This is a genomic window from Rhizobium sp. CB3090 (assembly GCF_029714285.1).
In the GTDB taxonomy this organism is placed as follows: Bacteria; Pseudomonadota; Alphaproteobacteria; order Rhizobiales; family Rhizobiaceae; genus Rhizobium.
The window spans coordinates 592,187-608,459 of sequence record NZ_CP121662.1; the positions used below are offsets into that span (position 1 = coordinate 592,187).

16 protein-coding genes are annotated in these 16,273 nt (G+C 60.1%); 10 read left to right on the plus strand and 6 right to left on the minus strand.

The window, feature by feature from the left end; genetic code table 11:
• The first annotated feature begins 6 nt into the window (after nucleotides 1-6).
• Nucleotides 7-726: a nucleotidyl transferase AbiEii/AbiGii toxin family protein gene (locus tag QA646_RS02880; protein WP_283057482.1), complete on the plus strand. Its 720-nt coding sequence runs from the start codon at nucleotides 7-9 to the stop codon at nucleotides 724-726.
• On the opposite strand, the gene scpA is transcribed toward QA646_RS02880, so the two are convergent.
• A complete protein-coding gene (gene scpA, locus QA646_RS02885) occupies nucleotides 723-2,855 on the minus strand; it encodes a methylmalonyl-CoA mutase (RefSeq protein ID WP_283057483.1) in 2,133 nt (710 codons plus the stop codon). The two genes, QA646_RS02880 and scpA, sit on opposite strands and share 4 nt — an antisense overlap.
• Nucleotides 2,856-2,991: 136 nt before the next feature.
• Nucleotides 2,992-4,344 carry a methylmalonyl-CoA mutase family protein gene (locus QA646_RS02890; protein ID WP_283057484.1) on the minus strand — a complete coding sequence of 451 codons (1,353 nt, stop codon included), beginning with the start codon at nucleotides 4,342-4,344 and terminating at the stop codon, nucleotides 2,992-2,994.
• A gap of 157 nt (nucleotides 4,345-4,501) precedes the next feature.
• Between QA646_RS02890 and QA646_RS02895 the strand changes: the two genes are divergently transcribed.
• Nucleotides 4,502-5,305 (plus strand): L,D-transpeptidase, encoded by an 804-nt coding sequence (locus tag QA646_RS02895; RefSeq protein WP_283058951.1) that lies wholly within the window; start codon nucleotides 4,502-4,504, stop codon nucleotides 5,303-5,305.
• A gap of 158 nt (nucleotides 5,306-5,463) precedes the next feature.
• A complete protein-coding gene (locus tag QA646_RS02900; protein WP_283057485.1) occupies nucleotides 5,464-6,201 on the plus strand; it encodes a L,D-transpeptidase in 738 nt (245 codons plus the stop codon).
• Here QA646_RS02900 and QA646_RS02905 read toward each other — a convergent pair.
• On the minus strand, nucleotides 6,188-6,703 hold the full coding sequence (locus QA646_RS02905) for a MarR family transcriptional regulator (RefSeq protein WP_283057486.1): 516 nt from the start codon (nucleotides 6,701-6,703) through the stop codon (nucleotides 6,188-6,190). The genes QA646_RS02900 and QA646_RS02905 overlap by 14 nt on opposite strands.
• Before the next feature lie 131 nt (nucleotides 6,704-6,834).
• Here QA646_RS02905 and QA646_RS02910 point away from each other — a divergent pair, with 131 nt between their 5' ends.
• From QA646_RS02910 to QA646_RS02920, 3 genes are all read left to right on the plus strand, one after another.
• Nucleotides 6,835-7,257 (plus strand): organic hydroperoxide resistance protein, encoded by a 423-nt coding sequence (locus tag QA646_RS02910; RefSeq protein ID WP_283057487.1) that lies wholly within the window; start codon nucleotides 6,835-6,837, stop codon nucleotides 7,255-7,257.
• Between the two features lie 126 nt (nucleotides 7,258-7,383).
• Nucleotides 7,384-7,767 (plus strand): MbcA/ParS/Xre antitoxin family protein, encoded by a 384-nt coding sequence (locus QA646_RS02915; RefSeq protein WP_283057488.1) that lies wholly within the window; start codon nucleotides 7,384-7,386, stop codon nucleotides 7,765-7,767.
• Nucleotides 7,727-8,485 (plus strand): RES family NAD+ phosphorylase, encoded by a 759-nt coding sequence (locus tag QA646_RS02920; RefSeq protein ID WP_283057490.1) that lies wholly within the window; start codon nucleotides 7,727-7,729, stop codon nucleotides 8,483-8,485. Before QA646_RS02915 ends, QA646_RS02920 begins: the two co-directional genes overlap by 41 nt.
• Here QA646_RS02920 and QA646_RS02925 read toward each other — a convergent pair.
• Nucleotides 8,482-8,928 carry a MarR family transcriptional regulator gene (locus QA646_RS02925; protein WP_283057492.1) on the minus strand — a complete coding sequence of 149 codons (447 nt, stop codon included), beginning with the start codon at nucleotides 8,926-8,928 and terminating at the stop codon, nucleotides 8,482-8,484. The genes QA646_RS02920 and QA646_RS02925 overlap by 4 nt on opposite strands.
• 72 nt (nucleotides 8,929-9,000) lie before the next feature.
• Here QA646_RS02925 and QA646_RS02930 point away from each other — a divergent pair, with 72 nt between their 5' ends.
• Both QA646_RS02930 and QA646_RS02935 read left to right on the plus strand, forming a co-directional pair.
• Nucleotides 9,001-9,726, plus strand: a complete 726-nt coding sequence (locus tag QA646_RS02930) for a thioredoxin family protein (RefSeq protein ID WP_283057493.1) — start codon at nucleotides 9,001-9,003, stop codon at nucleotides 9,724-9,726.
• 293 nt (nucleotides 9,727-10,019) lie between these two features.
• Nucleotides 10,020-10,796 carry a VOC family protein gene (locus QA646_RS02935; RefSeq protein WP_283057494.1) on the plus strand — a complete coding sequence of 259 codons (777 nt, stop codon included), beginning with the start codon at nucleotides 10,020-10,022 and terminating at the stop codon, nucleotides 10,794-10,796.
• A gap of 190 nt (nucleotides 10,797-10,986) precedes the next feature.
• Here QA646_RS02935 and QA646_RS02940 read toward each other — a convergent pair whose 3' ends face one another.
• Complete coding sequence (locus QA646_RS02940; protein ID WP_283058952.1) at nucleotides 10,987-12,513, minus strand: helicase HerA-like C-terminal domain-containing protein; 1,527 nt, start codon at nucleotides 12,511-12,513, stop codon at nucleotides 10,987-10,989.
• Nucleotides 12,514-12,738: 225 nt separating this feature from the next.
• Here QA646_RS02940 and QA646_RS02945 point away from each other — a divergent pair, with 225 nt between their 5' ends.
• Together QA646_RS02945 and QA646_RS02950 are read left to right on the plus strand one after the other, a co-directional pair.
• Nucleotides 12,739-13,134: a hypothetical protein gene (locus QA646_RS02945; RefSeq protein WP_283057495.1), complete on the plus strand. Its 396-nt coding sequence runs from the start codon at nucleotides 12,739-12,741 to the stop codon at nucleotides 13,132-13,134.
• A 74-nt stretch (nucleotides 13,135-13,208) separates the two neighbouring features.
• Nucleotides 13,209-14,567: a metallophosphoesterase gene (locus QA646_RS02950; protein ID WP_283057496.1), complete on the plus strand. Its 1,359-nt coding sequence runs from the start codon at nucleotides 13,209-13,211 to the stop codon at nucleotides 14,565-14,567.
• A gap of 24 nt (nucleotides 14,568-14,591) precedes the next feature.
• Here QA646_RS02950 and zwf read toward each other — a convergent pair whose 3' ends face one another.
• On the minus strand, nucleotides 14,592-16,091 hold the full coding sequence (gene zwf, locus QA646_RS02955) for a glucose-6-phosphate dehydrogenase (RefSeq protein WP_283057498.1): 1,500 nt from the start codon (nucleotides 16,089-16,091) through the stop codon (nucleotides 14,592-14,594).
• Nucleotides 16,092-16,273: the final 182 nt, after the last annotated feature.

A 16,273-nucleotide genomic window follows, 5' to 3' on the forward strand; every position in this document is an offset into this window, starting at 1 on the left:
AGAATCATGACAACATTTGCGCGGCAAGAACACACGACGATCGCCGAGGCACTCGGATTGATGAACAGCGATTTTTTGCTGGTAAGCAAATGCTGGTTCGCCGGCGGCACGGCGATCGTCATGCAGCTTGATGAATACCGGTTATCTCTGGATGTTGATTTTCTTTGTGCCCATGCCGAAGGCTATCGGGCGTTGCGAAATGCCGCCGTTGAACGCGGTATAGCCGCTTTTTTCGCGCCGCCGGTCGAGGTCTTGAGAGAGCTCAGGATCGATCAATATGGTCTCCGCACTGTGGTTAGTCTGCGGGGGCAACCAATTCGCTTTGAGATCGTGCGCGAAGCGCGCATCGCGTTGAATGGGCAAGTCGATGATCGGTTAGGTGTTCCGATATTGGCTGTCACTGATATGTTTGCAGAGAAGCTGCTGGCGAATGCTGACCGCTGTCAAGATCGCGCGGTCGCTTATCGCGATGCGATCGACTTGGGCATGTTGATCGATCGTTACGGGCATATTCCTGATGATGCCGTCGATAAGTCCGTCGCCGCTTATGGCCTGGATATCCAAAGAAAGGTCGCTTGGGTGCTGACAAAACTCTGCGACGACGCGGAATTGCGACGCGCGGCGGACATATTGCAGATGGATGCAGATCTGGCTTTTGCAGCGATAGCAAAACTTGGAAAAGAAGCCGCCCGACTCTGGCCCGATATCGTCGTTAGTCCTTCTTAACCCAATAACCGATCTACTAGATCCGCCGCTGCCTCCGCAATGACCGTTCCAGGCGGGAAAATCGCGTCTGCGCCGGCAGCTTCCAATGCAGCGAAATCCTGAGGCGGGATCACGCCGCCGACGGCGATGAGGATGCGGCCGGCGTGGCGGCGGGTCAGCGCTTCCTTGAGTTCCGGCACCAGCGTCAGATGGCCGGCGGCTAGCGATGATGCGCCGATAATGTCGGCGCCCTCGCGAACCGCGAGATCGGCCACTTCCTCCGGCGTCTGGAACATCGCGCCGACGACGACATCGAAGCCGAGATCGGCGAAGGCTGTGGCAATGACCTTCTGTCCGCGGTCATGTCCGTCCTGCCCCATCTTGGCGACGAGGATGCGGGGCTTCTCGCCCTTTGCCTTGCGGAAAGCTTCCACCTTGGCAACCGCCTTGTTGAACAGAGGATCGGCCGTGCCGACTTCCTTGCGGTAGACGCCGGATATGGTTCTGATCTCCGCGACATGTCGGCCGTAGGCCTTTTCCAGCGCCAGTGAGATTTCGCCGACCGTTGCTCGTGCCCGCGCCGCCTTGACGGCGAAATCCAAGAGATTGCCGGTGCCGTTGCGCGCAGCATCCGTCAGTGCGTCCAAGGCGCTCTCCACGGCCTCCGTCTCACGCGTGCCCTTCAATTGCTGCAGTTTCGAGAGCTGGCGGGCGCGGACTTCGGAATTGTCCACCTTCAGCACGTCGACTTCGATATCCTGTTCCGGTCGCGAGAAGTTGACGCCGACGACGGTCTGGTGGCCGCTGTCGATGCGTGCCTGAGTGCGGGCGGCGGCCTCTTCGATCCGAAGCTTCGGAATGCCCTTTTCGATTGCCTTTGCCATGCCGCCGAGCGCTTCGACTTCTTCGATATGGGTAAGCGCGCGGGCCGCCAGATCATGCGTCAGCCGCTCGACATAGGCCGAGCCGCCCCAGGGATCGATGATACCGGTCGTGCCGGATTCCTTCTGCAGCAATATCTGAGTATTGCGGGCGATGCGGGCCGAATGATCCGTCGGCAGAGCGAGCGCTTCGTCGAAGGAGTTGGTGTGGAGAGATTGCGTATGGCCCTGCGTCGCCGCCATGGCTTCGACCATGGTGCGAATGATGTTGTTCATCGGATCCTGCGCCGTCAGCGACCAGCCGGATGTCTGGCTGTGGGTGCGAAGCGCCAACGACTTTTCGTCCTTCGGCGCAAAGTTCTTCTGCATCAACGCAGCCCAGATCAGCCGCGCCGCCCGCATCTTGGCGACTTCCATGAAGAAATTCATGCCGACCGCCCAGAAGAAGGAGAGGCGCGGCGCGAATGTGTCGATATCGAGCCCGGCCGCTACCCCGGCGCGGGCATATTCGATGCCGTCGGCGATCGTATAGGCGAGCTCCAGATCCGCCGTCGCACCGGCCTCCTGCATATGGTAGCCCGAAATCGAGATCGAATTGAATTTCGGCATGCGCTGGCTGGTAAAGCTGAAAATGTCCGAGACGATCCGCATCGAGGGCTGCGGCGGATAGATATAGGTGTTGCGGACCATGAACTCCTTGAGGATGTCGTTCTGGATCGTGCCGGAGAGCTTGTCTTCGGAAACACCCTGCTCTTCGGCGGCGACGATATAAAGCGCCATCACCGGCAGCACCGCGCCGTTCATGGTCATAGATACGCTCATCTCACCAAGCGGGATGCCGTCGAAAAGCTGGCGCATGTCGAGAATGGAATCGATCGCCACACCCGCCATGCCGACATCGCCGGCAACACGCGGATGGTCGCTGTCGTAGCCGCGATGAGTGGCAAGATCGAAGGCGACTGACAGGCCCTTTTGGCCGGCCGCGAGATTGCGGCGGTAGAAGGCGTTCGATTCCTCTGCGGTGGAGAAACCCGCATATTGGCGGATGGTCCAGGGCTGCTGGACATACATGGTCGGATAGGGGCCGCGGACGAAGGGAGCAGCACCAGGATAGGTGTCGAGGAAGTTCAGACCGGCAAGGTCGGCCGCATCATAAATGCGCTTGACAGCGATGTCTTCCGGGGTCTGCCATGCCGGTGCGCCGGTTTTCGGCCTCGCGGCTTGGGGTTTTGCCCAAGAGATAGTCGTGAAATCGGGGATGGGGGTCATAGGGCCGATACCTCCGCATATGCCGCATCTGCGTCACCCCCCTCTGTCATTTCATGACATCTCCCCCCTTGTGAGGGAGATATCGCGAAAGTGACAGAAGGGGGTATTGCACTCTCCACGAACGCTGCAGCCACTTTCATGCCCCCACCTCATCCAGTCGCACCGGTGTCAACCCCATACATTCCGCCACAGTCCTCAGCTCCCCCAGAACGGCAACCGGCCGCTCCATCTTCGCAGCAAACAATGTCGTCCCCACAATGGGTTTCGCCGCACGGTTCGCTCTCGCCTCTGCCACCATCGCCGCCAATCGGCCGCTGGCGATAATCTCTGCAAGTCCGCCATCCCGCTCGATTCCCACGAAAATCTCCCAGGCCCTTTCCGCCAAAGCCTCGGTCAGCGCCTCGATCCCGCCGGCCCCCGCGGCTGGGTCGACGACGTGGTCTAGATGGCTTTCGGCAATCAGGACGATCTGCGTATTACGCGCCAGGCGCCGCGCCAGCGGATCGGGAATGCCATGGGTCAGGCTGTGCGGCAGCACGGAAATCTCGTCGGCGCCCCCGATGCCGGCGGAGAAGACGGCTATCGTGTTGCGGAGGATGTTGGTTTCCGGGTCGAGCCGGGTGAGCATGCGGTAGCTCGTTTCCATATAGAGATGAGCCGCCGGCGGATCGGAAATGCCGCAGGCTTCCGCGATCCGGGCAAAGATCAAGCGTGCGGCGCGAGCCTTAGCCATGGTGATGTATTGGTTCTGATCGGCAGATAGGCAGAGACTTGCGGCGTTCAGGATCGCCTCCGGCGCAAAGCCCGCCTTGTCCAATAGTTTCAGATGGCCGACGAGAGCCGCCGCCACGACGGCCAGTTCCTGCGCCTCCGTTCCACCGGCATTGTGCACGGCACGGCCGTCGGCATTGATGAGGGTTCCGGCAAATCCGGCATCACGCAGGCGCCGGAAACTCCCCGTCGTCTCCTGCGTCGCACTGCCGGGAGCGAAAACGTCGAGACCGAAATGTACGGTCGGCAGATGTTGGCTTTTTCCGAGTGCTGATGCTAATCCCGCTGCAAAGGCCGGAGAGAGGCCGTCCAAACGTAGCGAGACGGAATTGCCCGAAGCCGCTGCCGCCAATCGTGCCGCAATCGCCTCGGTGGTCGCGTCGATGCCGACACCAAAAGCCGAAGGGCTGTTTTTCGAGATTAAGCTGACACCGCTGGCGCCGTTGGTAAGATCGTCGGCGAGCTGGGTAAAAGCCCGCTCGATATCCGGATCATCCATACGCTGGCTGACGATCCAAGGCCGGTCGATGTTGCGGCGGGCCAATGGCGTGGCATCGGGGCGGCGGGCATAGAGCGGCTCGATCGCGATACCGTCATCCGTATGCGATACCAGCGCCTCTTGGAAATCCGCGCCTTTCAGCGCCCGGTCCACAAGCTTGAGCCATGCCTCGCGACTTACCGGAGCAAAAACGTTTGGGTCGAGACTGTCGATATTCATGCCATCCTCCGTGCCCCAATGGTCTAACTCAAGCCAGGGCAAGGTAAAACAGAAGTTTGGCCAGATAGCGCAATATCTTCGCATTCGACGCCAGCCTCGCGCCAGCCGCGCCAGTCATCATGCGGTCGACCGATCCGTATTCAACTGGTTTCCGATGATGGCCGATCTCCTGCTCGCTTCCCGTCGCCTGCTTGTCGTTGCTGCTTTTGCTGCGCTGTCCGGCTGCAGCATCATTCCCGATACGGGGGCGACCGATCCCGATCGGTTTGCGCAGGAAACTGCACCTATCTTCTATCAACCTGAAGGCATCGATCCGCAGAAGGTGGGACGCCTGCCAGTGCAGCCGGTGCCGCAGGCGCGCGATCTCTTCCGCTCGCAGTTCAATCAGACCTATGGCCTGCCGACGTTCAATCCCGTGCATCAGGCCATGTATGCACAGACGAGTGAAGATGATTTCACCCTGCCGGCAATCCCCTATAAGCGGATAGACCCCCGTTTTCTGCGTCAGGAAGTGGATTACCGGACCAATGAAAGACCCGGCACGATCGTCGTCGATACAAGAGGCCACTATCTTTATTTCATCGAGCCGGGCGGCCGGGCGATGCGTTATGGCGTCGGTCTTGGCGCGGCCGGCTATGCCTGGCATGGCAGAGGCGTCATCCAGTGGAAGCAGAAATGGCCACGCTGGACGCCGCCAAGCGAAATGGTGGCGCGCGAACCGGAGATCAGGCCGGTTTCGGCGCAACGCGGCGGCATGAATCCGGGGCCGACCAATCCGCTTGGCGCCCGCGCTCTCTATATCTTCCAGAATGGTAAGGACACGCTCTATCGCATTCATGGTACGCCGGATTGGCAGTCGATCGGCAAGGCAGCGTCGTCCGGCTGCGTACGCATGCTGAACCAGGACGTGATCGATCTTTTCAATCGCGTGTCGGTAAAGACGGAGGTCGTGGTTCTGTAACGACAGATTGCAACAAATTTTCGTGATGTTGCATAAGTGCGATAGCCGGGGCCCACTGCGCTCTTTAGTTTTATTCCTGTCTCTGCGAATCTTGCCGGGAACCGAATCGGATTGTTTCGAGTTCCCGCTTCCCTTCCAACAGGAATGATGCTGTCGACATGAGCCTGCCTTCTTCTCTTTCCCGACGAAATTTCCTCGCCCTCGCGGGTATTGGCGCCGTTTCGACGCTTGCCGGCTGCGCTTCCACGGTCGAAAGCAACCCGATCGTCAGCCCGGTGCAGTATAGCGGTTCCACCTACCGCCCATTCGGCAGTTGGCTTTCCAGCTATAATGGCGAGCAGCCGGACCCGGCTGTGATCTATGCGGCTATGGATGACGGCGGCTTTCATCTTCCGGCGATACCCTACCAGGAAATCGATCCGAAATATTATCGCCAGCGTGTCGTCGATCCGACGGGGGAGCCGCCGGGCACCGTCGTCGTCAATACGCGCGAACGCTTCCTGTATGTTACCGAGCCGGGCGGCACGGCTATGCGCTATGGTATCGGCGTCGGCCGCGAAGGCTTTGCCTGGCAGGGCCGCGGTGTCATCCAATGGCGCAAGAAGTGGCCGCGCTGGAACCCGCCGGACGAAATGGTCGCCCGCCAGCCGGAGCTCGTCAAATATTCCATCGCCAACGGCGGCATGGAGCCTGGCCTGAAAAATCCGCTCGGCGCGCGCGCGCTTTATATTTTCGAGGATAAGCAGGACTCGCTCTACCGTCTGCACGGCAATCCCGACTGGCGCTCCATCGGCAAGGCCGTGTCCTCGGGCTGTGTGCGTCTGCTCAATCAGGACGTGATCGATCTCTACGACCGCGTGCCGGAACGTGCGCCTATCCTGGTCACGCAGGCGTAAGTTTCGGAGACATTTTTGACGGGTTGGAATTTAACGGCTCTCTTTCGGCCGTTAAATTCGCTCTCAGCCGCTGCAGTCGCTCGCGCAGGCTGGCCATTTCATCCATATCGCAGCCGATGGCTTCACCGATGGCGGCCATGATCGTATTGACCTGGCATTTCATGCCGGCGCCCTTTTCCGTCAATGAAACGATAACTTGGCGTTCGTCCTTCGGGTCGCGCATGCGGCCGATCAGGCCAGCTTGCTCGAGGCGTTTTAGCAGCGGTGACAGCGTGCCGGAATCGAGGTCGAGCTGCTCGCCGATGGTCTTGACCGGCAAACGGCCCTTTTCCCACAGAACCAGCATCACCAGGTATTGCGGATAGGTCAGGCCGACACGATCGAGGATCGGCTTGTAGGCGCGGTTGAAGGCATGCGCAGTTGCGTAGACGGCGAAACAGAGCTGCCGTTCCAGCCGCTTCTCCTCATCCGGGATTGCCCGCTCCTGCACCCTATCCGTCATCGCCGCTCCGCCAGTTTCTTGTTGATCTCATTGTCACAGGTTCATTTTTCAAAATCAAATTACAAAAATATATTGCGCACGATTAAATCGCATTATATATAGTTTTCATCCAATCGCAAAGGAGATCTGACATGCCTATCCTCTACACCACCAAGGCATCTGCCACCGGCGGCCGTGCGGGCCACGCCGCTTCCGAAAACGGCGTTCTTGACGTCACCCTGACCGTGCCGAAGGAACTCGGCGGTGACGGCGCTACCGGCACCAATCCCGAACAGCTCTTCGCCGCAGGCTATTCTGCCTGCTTCCTCGGCGCCCTGAAATTTGTTGCGGGCCAGCAGAAGGTTAAAATTCCGGAGGACGCCAAGGTGACGGCAACGGTCGGTATCGGGCCGCGCGAGGATGGTACCGGCTTTGGCATCGAAGTCTCTTTGTCGGTGCACATTCCCGGCATGGATAAAGCCGAAGCTGAGAAGCTTGCTGCCGCCGCTCACATCGTCTGCCCCTATAGCCATGCCATGCGCACCTCGACGGAAGTGCCGGTCACTGTCGCCTGAGAATAGGCTTTTCCTTCCGAACTGACGGAATGGATGCATAAATGGAGCGATATGCATTTCAGTGCATGTCGCTCCTTTTCTTTTGCAAGAAAATTGCTATATGTTTTCTTAGGAAAGGATATAGCCATGACACATGCTCAAGCGATCGGTCATGCAAATCCGAACGAGGCGCTGGTCATCACCAAGGCGGTCGTCAATGCAGCGGAGCGGCTGGGATTGAACGCGCGCATGCTCGCTGCCGTTATCGGCGTCTCGGAAGCGACGGTGTCGCGCATGAAGCGGCAGGATCATCTTCTGGAGCGGCACAGCAAGCCATTTGAACTCGCCGTTCTTTTCGTGCGTCTGTTCCGCTCCCTCGATGCCATCGTCGGCGGCGATGAGGCCGTGGCGCGGCAATGGCTGCGCAATGTCAATCTCACCTTTGGCGCGACGCCGCTTGAAAAGATTACCTCCATTTCCGGATTGACCGATGTCCTTGCCTATCTGGACGCCCGCCGCGCTCTCGTCTGAGGCTCGGCCGATTTCCGGCCGCTATTGGCGGCTGGTGGAGGCACAGCATCAGGTCTCGACGTTGAAACTGGTCGATACGCTGGAAGAGCAGGCGCTTCTCGAACATCTGCTGGAAGAGAGCAAGCCGGCGCTGCCGCCCGAATGCATCGGCCTGGATTATCTGTTGGCCACCCCCTTCCGCTATGGAGCGATCTACCCTCACGGCTCTCGCTTCAGACGGGCGGGACGTACATTGGGCGTCTTTTATGCCTCCGAGCAGGTCGAAACGGCGCTGGCCGAAATGAGCTTTTACAGGCTGCTTTTCTTTGCCGATTCTCCGGAAACGCCGTTGCCCGCCAACGCCGCGGAATACACCGCCTTCACTGCAGCGATCGCCACCGAAGAGGCGATCGATCTTACCCATCCACCGTTGGACCGGGATCGCGAGGCTTGGACTGATCCTGTCAGCTACGAAGCTTGCCAGTCGCTCGCTGACGCGGCGCGGGCAGGGGGCATTCAGGCAATCCTCTACCGGTCCGTCAGGGATCCCCGAGGCGGGAAGAATCTAGCGCTTCTGACGGCTCATGCCTTCGCCGCGCGCGAACCCGTCGAACGCCAGACCTGGCGCATCCGGCTGTCGCCGGCCGGCGTGCAGGCACTCTGCGATTTTCCGAAAAGCCGCATCGGTTTTGCGCGCAGCGATTTTGGCGCCGATCCCCGCCTGCGAAATAGGGCTTAAGACAGCGCCAGCAGGTCTCGCCGCAGCCGGTCCGCATTGCCGCCGGGCAATCGCGCCTCCACCTCGGCATGCGTCACCTTCCAGATCGGCACGGCCGCCGCAAGCACCGCTTTGCCTGAGGGCGTCAGGCTGAGCAGCCGAGCACGGCGATCCCTGGGATTGGGCAGAATGGTCACCCAGCCCCGCCGCGTCAGCGGTTTCAAGGCCGCCGTCAGCGTCGTCTGATCTATTGCGAGAAGGGTTGCGACCGGCCCCATCGCCGCGGGCTCCGGCCTGTTCAGCGACATCATCAGGGAAAACTGGCCGTTGGTGAGCCCGAGCGGCCTCAGTGCTTCGTCGAAACGGCGCGCCAGAGCCCGGGCGGCGCGCTGCACATGCAGGCAAAGGCAGGCATCGCGTACAAGCAACGTCGTTTCGAAAGGAATATCAATCACGTTTGACATGATTTACTAATATTGATATCAATCTATTTGTCAAGTTTGGTAACATGCAGACGCCGGAGGAGGGCGCGGACAATGAACCAAATCGTTTCACGCGAGGCGTGGCTGGAAGCCCGCCGCGAGCTGCTCGCCAAGGAAAAGGAAGCGACGCATTTGCGTGACCGTGTCAACGCCGAACGCCTGGCGTTGCCTTGGGTCAAGGTCGACAAGGATTATGTTTTCGACACGCCTGCGGGCAAGAAATCGCTTGCCGATCTCTTCGATGGCCGCAGTCAGCTCATCGTCTATCACTTCATGCTCGGTCCGAAGTGGGAAGCCGGATGTCCCGGTTGTTCGTTCCTCGCCGATCATTTCGATGGCACCTTGCCGCATCTCAATCACCACGATGTCACTCTTGTCGCTGTGTCCCGCGCACCGATCGAGAAGGTGGAAGCCTATAAGAAACGCATGGGCTGGAAGTTCCCTTGGGTCTCCTCGTTTTCCAACGACTTCAATTTCGACTACCACGTCTCTTTTTCCGAAGATCAACTCTCCGGCGAGACGGTGTTTTATAATTTCACCGCCATGGATTCGTCCGAGGGCCATGACGAGCTGCCAGGCCTCAGCGCCTTCTACAAAGATGAGGTGGGCAATGTCTTCCACACCTATTCCAGTTATGCCCGCGGCCCGGAGGAGCTGATCGGGACATTGATGATCCTCGACCGCGCGCCCAAGGGCCGCAACGAAGGCCGCACCATGGATTTCGTGCGCCGCCACGATGAATATGAGGAAGCCCCGAAGGCGCAATCCTCCTGTCACTGAGCATGAAAGCCGAAGCTGCGCGACTTTTCCTGGAAGGTTGTGTGGGAACAAGATCCGACGTGCCGTGTTTAGAGCACTGGGGCGTATCAGGCTCGGCCAATCGCCAAGGAGGGACGGGAACGGCCGGAAGAGCACATATGCTTGCAGGAACTCCTCGGTGCATGGGGAGGTCCTTGCCGCCAGCTATCGTGAAGCCATCACAATCATCAACGACAATGCGTCCGCCGGCCGGGCGGGAGCTGGAATGAATTCATGATCGCCAATTATCGCCGCTAGCAATAGGGAGATCTACAATGGCTGCGAAGGGATATTTTGTCTGGTACGAACTGATGACCACCGACATGGCCGCGGGAGAGGCCTTCTACCGCAAGGTTGTCGGCTGGGACGCCAAGGATGCCGGCATGCCGGACATCGAAATGGCCTATACCCTGTTCAGCGCCGGCGCCGGCCCGATCGCCGGTATGATGGTCCTGCCGGAAGAGGCCAAGGCCATGGGCACGCCGCCCTGCTGGACCGGCTATATCAGCGTGCCCAATGTCGATGAGGCGGCCAAGACGATCGCCGCCAAGGGCGGTAAGGTCTATCGCGAGCCGGGGGACATTCCGGGCGTCGGCCGCTTCGCCGTCGTCTCCGATCCCTACGGCGCCGCCTTCTGCATCTTCACGCCGCTGCCTGGCCAGGACTGGCAGCCTTCGGAGCCCAATGCTCCCGGCTATGTCGGCTGGCACGAGCTCTATGCCGGCGACGGTCCGAAGGCCTTTGATTTCTACTGTGACATGTTCGGCTGGGAATCGAGCTCCGATTTCGACATGGGGCCGATGGGCACTTACAAGATCTTCAAGATCGGCGATCGCGACTTCGGCGGCATCATGACCAAGCCGGCGGAAATGCCGATGGCGGCCTGGAACTTCTATTTCAATGTCGCGGCAATCGATGCTGCCATCGGCCGCGTCAACGAAGCCGGCGGCAAGGTCGTCAACGGCCCGATGGAAGTCCCCGGCGGTAGCTGGATCGTCCAGTGCACCGACCCGCAAGGCGCGTTCTTCTCGCTCGTTGCCCCGGCACGGTGATTTCTACCTTCTCCCCTCGGGGAGAAGGTCGCGCGGCCCCTTCGACAGGCTCAGGACGCAGGTTGAGGGGGCGTTGCACCATAACCGCCCTTTTAGCGTGCTTGAGGTGCTCGTTGCTTCAAGCGCCCTCATTCGCCCCTGAGTTTATCGATGGGCGGGCACCTTCTCCCCAAGGGGAGAAGGGGTTTTCTTATCGCTTCAAGCTACCCAAAATCCCCCGAACCAGTGCACGGCCAACCTGCGTCGCGACCGTGCGCGCGACGCTCTTCATCGCCGCTTCCATGATGGTCTCGCGCTGATAGCCGGAACGGCCGCGGCTTGCCGGCTTATTATCGTCGCCACCGAAGCCGGGGAGCGTCCAGCGGCCGCCGGCGCTTCCGCTGTCCTGTTTGGTGGCATCCTGCTCGGCGGCCTTGCGGGCGCGGGCGGCGAGGATTTCGAAGGCGGATTCGCGATCGACCGTCTCGTCATAGAGGCCGGCGACCGGGCTGGCGTTGACGATGGCCCGCCGCTCGGTGTCGGTTACCGGGCCGATGCGGCCCGACGGCGGGCGGATCAAGGTGCGTTCGACAACCGAGGGCGCTCCCTTGCCTTCGAGCATGGAGACCAGCGCTTCGCCGGTGCCGAGCGTGGTGATGACTTCGGCGCAATTGAAGGCCGGGTTTGGCCGGAAGGTTTCGGCGGCCGTCTGAACGGCCTTCTGTTCGCGCGGTGAATAGGCGCGCAGCGCGTGCTGCACACGGTTGCCAAGCTGGGCGAGCACGGTTTCCGGCACGTCGAGCGGATTCTGCGTGACGAAATAAACGCCGACGCCCTTGGAGCGGATCAGGCGCACGACCTGTTCGACGCGCTCGATCAGCACCTTTGGCGCATCGTTGAAGAGCAGGTGAGCCTCGTCGAAGAAGAATACCAGCCTCGGCTTTTCGGGATCGCCGACCTCCGGCAGTTCCTCGAAGAGTTCCGAGAGCAGCCACAGCAGGAAGGTGGCGTAGAGGCGCGGGTTCGTCATCAGCTTGTCGGCGGCAAGCACCGAAACCTGTCCGTAACCGTCATTGCTGACGCGCATGATGTCGGAAATCTTCAGCGCCGGCTCGCCGAAGAAATTTTCCGCTCCTTGCTGCTCCAGAACCAACAAGGCCCGCTGGATCGAGCCGACGGAAGACTTCGAGATAAGGCCGAACTGGCTGGAGAGCTCGCTGGCATGGTCGCCCATATAGTTGAGCAAAGCCTGCAAATCCTTGAGGTCGAGCAGCGCCAGACCATTGTCATCGGCAATCTTGAAGGCGATGTTGAGCACGCCTTCCTGCGCCTCCGACGCATCCATCAGCCGTGCCAGCAGCAGCGGTCCCATCTCGGCGATGGTGGTGCGAACGCGATGGCCCTTTTCGCCGTAGAGATCCCAGAAGATCACCGGAAACTGATCGAATTCATAGGGCTTCAGGCCGATTTCCTCGGCGCGCTTCAAAAGGAAATCCTTCGGCTCGCCCTTGGCGGCGATGCCGGAGAGATCGCCCTTGATGTCGGCGCAGAACACCGGCACGCCAGCCTTGGAAAAACCCTCCGCCAGCACCTGCAGGGTCACCGTCTTGCCGGTGCCGGTTGCGCCGGTGACGAGACCATGGCGATTGCCGAATTTCAGCGTCAGATATTCGTCCTTGTTGACGCTGTCGTCCGGATTTCGGCTGGCGCCGACAAAAATCTGTCCATCCTGTTGCAGCATCAGGCGTCGTCTCCCTTGGGCGGCACGGCAACCCTTAAGAGGTGCCAAGGCCATTCACTGATTTGTCCTGAGGCTGTTATAAGAAGAGACTTGAATGGGGACAACCGTTCGCTTCATGGTGATGCTTCCGGTACAGTCGTGCACAACCCGGCCCGACTTGAGTCGGTCGGCACATTCAATTACGTTGACGTTCACGTCATAAGTAACAGGCAGGAGGCCAGAATGAACGAGATTATTGATCAGATCGCAACGAGAGCCGGCATTTCCCCCGATATCGCAGAGAAGGCCGTTGGCATGATGCTCGGTTTCCTGCAGCGCGAAGCCCCGGATGGCCCGGTCACCAAGATGATCGAATCCATCCCCGGCGCTTCCGATCTGGTGGCGCAATACAATGGTGAAGAAACCTCCGGCGGCGGTCTGCTCGGCGGCCTCCTCAACGCCGTCGGCGCCGGTGGCGGCCTCATGGCGCTCGGCCAGTCCCTGATGAGCAGCGGTCTCGGTATGGGGGAAATTTCTTCGCTCGCCAAGGAAACCATTGCGACCGCCCGCGAACATGCCGGCGATGAAGTGGTCGATGAGGTCGTCAACTCCGTGCCGGGATTGAGTCAGTTCCTATAATTCGCGACGAGAAGCCCCGCGGTTTAATCGCGGGGCTTTGTTGATTGACCATGTAGCAGGTTGCAAACTGTCCCATGTCCGCAAACTCCATTCCGTCCCTTTGTCCGAACGGGCCTGGTCACCAGTTCGCGCTCTATGGCGATTCCTGTTCCGGCATTCCTGGCGTGCTGCACGAGGGGACCTTTGCTGCCGTCAATGCCGTTTTGCGCCGGCTTGATCCGCCGCCGGAATTCATCCTGTTTCCGGGCGACGAAATCATTGGCCTGACCGCCGATCCAGAGGCTTTGAGGGCGCAATGGCGGCATTGGTTCGAGCATGAGATGGGCTGGCTCGATCGTCAAAAGACGCCGCTTTGGCACACGACCGGCAATCACACCACCTATGACGAGATGAGTGAGCAGGTCTTTCGCGAGGTCCTACAGCTTCCGGAAAACGGACCATCGGGCCAGGAAGGCCTGTCTTACTGGGTGCGCCACGATGATCTCCTTCTGGTCTTCGTCCATACGCTGTGGACCGGCCTCGGCGGTGAGGGTCATGTCGAGACGGAGTGGCTGGAGGCGACGCTAAAAAAGCATGGCGATGCCCGTTACAAGATCGTCCTCGGTCATCACCCCGTTTTCCCTGTCAACGGATATTCCGGGTCGTATCAGCGCGAGATCGGCCCGGATTACGCCAAGCGATTTTGGAATATTCTGGTCGAAGCGGATGTTCTCGCCTATGTCTGCAGCCATATCCTTGCCTTCGACGTTCAGGTTCACCGCGGCGTTCTGCAGCTTTGCACCGCTGGCGCCGGCACCGCGCATAGAATGCCGGAGGGTGTGGAATATCTTCATTGCATCCAGGCGGCACTCGATGCGGATAGCTTTCGCTATCAAGTACTGGATGCCGACGGCGTCGTTCGTGAGCGATTGCGATGGCCTTTCAAACCGGCCGATCCCGAGAGCTGGCAAAACCTTTCGCCCGGAACCCATCTTGCCGGCATTACCGGTCCGATGAGCAATGATCGCACTATCGAATTGCGGATAAAGGGCCTTATGCCGGAGGCGGCGCATGCGCCGGCCCAGACACTCTTTTCAGCCTTCGATACTGGCGATATGGCACCGCTCTGGCTCGGTTTGCGCGGTCCGCGGCAAACCCTGACCCTTATCCTTGGCCGCGATCCGGGTCGTAGCCCGCATTATTGGTTCGGGCTTGATTTCGTTGCGGGAGAGGCTTTCGACATTGAAATCGCTCTGCATGCCGGTATGGGCCCTGGCGGCGTGCTCTACCGCCTGCATGGGGATGACGGATGGACGTCTTTCGACGGAGCCTCCGCGACGGGTCTCGAACGTTTGATCTGGCCGGCGCGATGGAGCGTCGGCCATGGTCAGCGCGGCATTGAAGATCGAGCCTTCATGGGCGAGGGGTTGGAGGTAGCGTTTGCCGCAGGATAGGCGCCGCGCCTTCTTCCCTATGTCTCAATCGTCTCCAATCTTATGCCAGACGCGGCCGTCGCGCCCGATGAGCTCGTCCGCACAGGCCGGTCCCACGCTGCCCGGCACGTAAGGGTCGGGTTTGCCGCCGTCGGCCCAGAGATCGAGGAATGGCTGCACGGCTGCCCAGCCGGCTTCGATGCTGTCGGCGCGCTGGAATAGGGTCTGGTCGCCGACGAAAAGTTCGTAGAGCAGCGATTCATAGCCCGTCTGATGACCGATATCGAAATGGTCGGCATAGCGGAAGTCGAGCTCGATCGGCGAGGTCTTCAATGCCAACCCCGGCGATTTGATGGAGATTCCCATCTGCAGCCCTTCGTTCGGCTGCACCTGAATGATCAGCTTGTTTGGCGGCAGGTCCGGGCGGTTGGCTGCTCGGGGAAATTGCGCGAATGGCACCTGCCGGAAGGTGATGACGACTTCGGTGTCACGTGCCTTCAAGGCCTTGCCCGTGCGCAGATAGAAGGGCACGCCTGCCCAGCGCCAGGTGTCGACGAAAAGTTTGAGCGCCACGTAGGTTTCGGTATTGCTGTCTGGCGCAACATCCTGTGTCTCTGTGTAGGCCGGCAGATCTTTGCCGTCGATCGGCCCGGCGGTGTAGGCACCGCGCACGGCGTTTTTCTCCGCCTCATCTCGCGAATAGTGGCGTAGCGCCTTCAGCACCTTACCCTTTTCGTTACGGACGGATTCGGCGTCGAAGCTGTTCGGCGGCTCCATGGCGACCATCGCAAGAAGCTGGAACAGATGGTTCGGCACCATATCGCGCAAAGCGCCCGTCGCGTCGTAGAACTTGCCGCGCGTACCAACGTCCACCAATTCCGCCGCAGTGATCTGCACATGGTCGACGTAGTTATTGTTCCACAGGGCTTCGATCATCATGTTGGCAAAACGCGTCGTCATGATGTTCTGTACCGTTTCCTTGCCGAGGAAATGGTCGATGCGATAGACTTGGCTCTCCTGCGCGTTGCGCAGAAGCGTTGCGTTCAACATCTGCGCGGAAGCGAGGTCATGACCGAACGGCTTCTCGATGGCGATGCGCCGGAAGACGCCGGCGGTTTCGTCAAGAAGCCCATGCTCGGCGAGGCGGCTGGTGATATCACCGAAAAAGCGCGGCTGTACGGCAAAGTAGAAAGCGGCATTGGCGCTCGACGCATCCCGCAGCCGCGTGGTGATTTCCTCATAGATTGCGCCCTGCGTGAAGTCTCCGGAAACATAGGAGATGCGCGTCTTCAACCTTTGCCAGGCGTCGCTCTGCTGCGCTTGCTCCATTCCGTTCGCGGCGAGGAAGGTGTCAAGGCGCTCGACCAGGAACTCGTCGCCGCCGGGCTCGATGCTGACGCCGAGCACATGCAGATCGTCGCCCAACATGCCGGCCTTCGTCATGTTGATCAGCGTCGGCATCAGCAGCCGACGCGTCAGGTCGCCGGTTGCACCGAAGATGACGAGCGTCAGCGGCGGAGCGGGGGGAACGGTGAAGCCGGTCATGAATGCACCTCCGTCTGGAATAGGGAGATCAGGTTTCTGGACGACATGCATCTTCTCCTTCAGCCGGTTGCGTTCATGCTTGGGCGAGGATGTTCTAACCCAAGATCGAGAAAACCGGAATCGCCTTTCGAAAGGGGTTGCGCTCCGAGGCACGGCCCATCGGCGGGGCGTCACCACGGCAT